This is a genomic window from Acinetobacter sp. ABJ_C5_2 (assembly GCF_044538485.1).
GTDB classification, from domain to species: domain Bacteria; phylum Pseudomonadota; class Gammaproteobacteria; order Pseudomonadales; family Moraxellaceae; genus Acinetobacter; species Acinetobacter nosocomialis_A.
Window position 1 is genome coordinate 1 of sequence record NZ_JBIUCS010000064.1, and the last position, 2,513, is coordinate 2,513.

Annotated in this window: 2 protein-coding genes and 2 pseudogenes; all 4 read left to right on the plus strand. The window is 29.0% G+C overall.

Translation table 11 applies throughout. The features are described from left to right. Positions 1–354: pseudogene (locus ACH8JV_RS19185) on the plus strand (hypothetical protein); the annotation flags it as partial. A 129-nt stretch (positions 355–483) separates the two neighbouring features. Further along, a complete protein-coding gene (locus tag ACH8JV_RS19190) occupies positions 484–900 on the plus strand; it encodes a hypothetical protein (RefSeq protein ID WP_396523225.1) in 417 nt (138 codons plus the stop codon). 65 nt (positions 901–965) lie between these two features. Beyond that, positions 966–1,113 (plus strand): annotated as a pseudogene (locus ACH8JV_RS19195) (RHS repeat-associated core domain-containing protein); the annotation flags it as partial. A 419-nt stretch (positions 1,114–1,532) separates the two neighbouring features. Beyond that, the gene (locus ACH8JV_RS19200) at positions 1,533–1,880 is read left to right on the plus strand and encodes a hypothetical protein (protein WP_396523227.1); all 348 of its coding nucleotides are present in this window, start codon (positions 1,533–1,535) and stop codon (positions 1,878–1,880) included. Positions 1,881–2,513: the final 633 nt, after the last annotated feature.

Below are 2,513 nucleotides of genomic sequence, written 5' to 3' on the forward strand. Positions count from 1 at the left end.
ATTTATGATATAGCTTGTTGTCATGATTATGTGCAGGAAAATATGAATCTGTTTAAAGGCGGTTTTTCAGGATTTTCTTTTTTATCAAAAAAAGATGAAGATAAGGAGGAATATATTTTTTCAATTGATTTCCAAAATGATTTTTTTGGTAATATCTATATAAATTTTGATAATAAGTTTATAAATGGTTGCCATGAAGTAGATGATATAAATAAAGAGGATATAGAAGAGATCTATTTAAATGGATCTGCAAGAGTGTTAGGGGTAGATTTTTTTGAAAGATATACTAATTTAAAAAAAGAAGAAAAGATAATTATAAAAAATGAAATTGATAAAATAATTTTAAAGGAGTAGATCTTTATTTGTAATAAGTGCAAAAGGTAAATAATTATCAAAGATGATCATTGTTTTTCTTACTACTTAATTTAAGTGGTAATCTTTAATAAATTTTTTTAAAGTATATAATAGTGGGAGAATTAAGATTTGGATGATTTGATAGACCAATTATATGATTTGGAACTAGAGCAAGCATATTTTGTATACATAAAATTTTGCTATAAAATAATACCTTTATTAAGTAATATTAATTCAGAATATATTATAGAGTCTATTCAAAAAGCTAAGTCATTCTGGTTTGATAGCAAAAGCAATATTGATGAAAAAGAGATAATTAATAGAAGAGTAAAAATAATAAAATATATGGAAGAGAAATATATTGACTTTAATATTAATAGTGAGCCTGAACTAAAGTTTTCTATTATACCTTTATGGACCAAATCACCTTCTGAGGATGTAGGTGATAGTTTAGATTGGGCTTTTACATTGCTTAAAGTAATTAATATACCAGATGATATTGTTAAAACTAAACTATATGAAGCTTTAAATGATATACCTTTGTAAATAATGAAATTATTATGTAGGGCATTTTATTTACAAAGACTCGATTGGATTAATTAGGTGGAGATGATGAGGAAACAGGACTTCATTACAATCGTTATCGTTATTACTCGCCTTATGTGGGATGGTTTGTAAGTAAAGATCCAGTTGGGTTGCTGGGGGAGTAATGATTATGCTTATGCGCCAAGTCCTACAGAATGGCTTGATCCACTAGGATTTAGCTGTCAACAAATACCAAAAGGCTTTAAAAGCTTTGGTCAATTAAAGCGGTTTGGACAAGCGATGCGGGCAGGTTTTCTAAATTAGGATTTAAAGGTGCGACGATATATATGCAATGAAGTGCACATAGTGGTAGAAGTTTTGAGACGGGTAAAGCTTTTGATGATGGAAGAGTAAGGGATTTTGATATAGCTGTGATTCAACCAGAATTATTTGAAAAAGCAAAAAATGGGTTTAGCAAAAGGTAATCGTACATTATCTATTGAGATAAACTCAGTCGAAGCAAATAAATTAGGTACTAATGGTGTACTTCAAAAGATGTCAAAACTCGCGGGAGGACGGTTTGATAGTCCAGAAAATGCCAAAGCTAAAGCGGAAGGTACAAGAATTCCAGCAAATTGTATGTAAGGTGTAAAATGAAAAAAAGTTTTTTTTTAGCATATACGACAAACTTAAATCCAATTGATTTAGTTAGAATTTTTGAAAAAAAATTTGATACTTCTTTTATTGAACATAGCAGCGATTATTTGGGAAATTATTACTTTTATGAGGGATTATTATGTGATAATTTTAAAATATTGCAAAATAAGTTACCTAATGGTGATCAGCAAATAAATGACGATGGAATAGAAACTATTTTGAAATTGGGCTTTTTAAATGGAAAAAATAAAGAAAAACAAAGTAAGTATGAGTTTATGAAAAAACAATTGGCGAGTTTGGATAATATAAATTTACATTCATTTGATATTTTTGAAGAGGAATGAAGGCACTAATACGATAAGAAACCATGTGAAAGGAAAATAAATGAAGACTTGGGATCAGGCAGATTGAGAAAAACGGCTTCAATTTGAATATCTCACGTTATATCAGTACAGCACGGGCTGAAGAAAAAATAGATCTAAATGATATCCATAATGAATTGGGATCATTGGAAGAAAGAAGTGAGCGAACAACTTTCTCTCATAACACTTTCCTTGAAGAGTTGGAACTAGCGCTGCTTCCCTTAGCCGAAAAAGATTAATCTGGAATATATAATTTATAGGTGAAATATCGAGCCCAAATCATCAGTATTTGGGCTTTTATTTATCAATTTAGCTCTCTGATTCTAGCTAAAATAATGGATAGTACTTTCCTTTAAGGATAACATAATGTTAAATTAAGAGATATAAGTAATCAAATTACCAATGGTCTGATTCGTCAATATCTGCCAAAATCCCATTCATTCTAACATGTTACATAAGAACAGATTTAAGACATCGAAGAAGTACTTTAAACAATTTCGTAAGAAAAGTTTAGAATAATTTAAGCTATATTAAATTTTATATGAGATGTGCGGATGGTCATATTTTTTATTCTAAACCTAATTAAGGAATTCTGTTTTGTATAATTTATTAGAC

Excerpts from the sequence above, each read along its gene's own strand:
- ACH8JV_RS19200 (WP_396523227.1), top strand. The coding sequence starts at position 1,533 with ATGAAAAAAAGTTTTTTTTTAGCATATACGACAAACTTAAATCCAATT.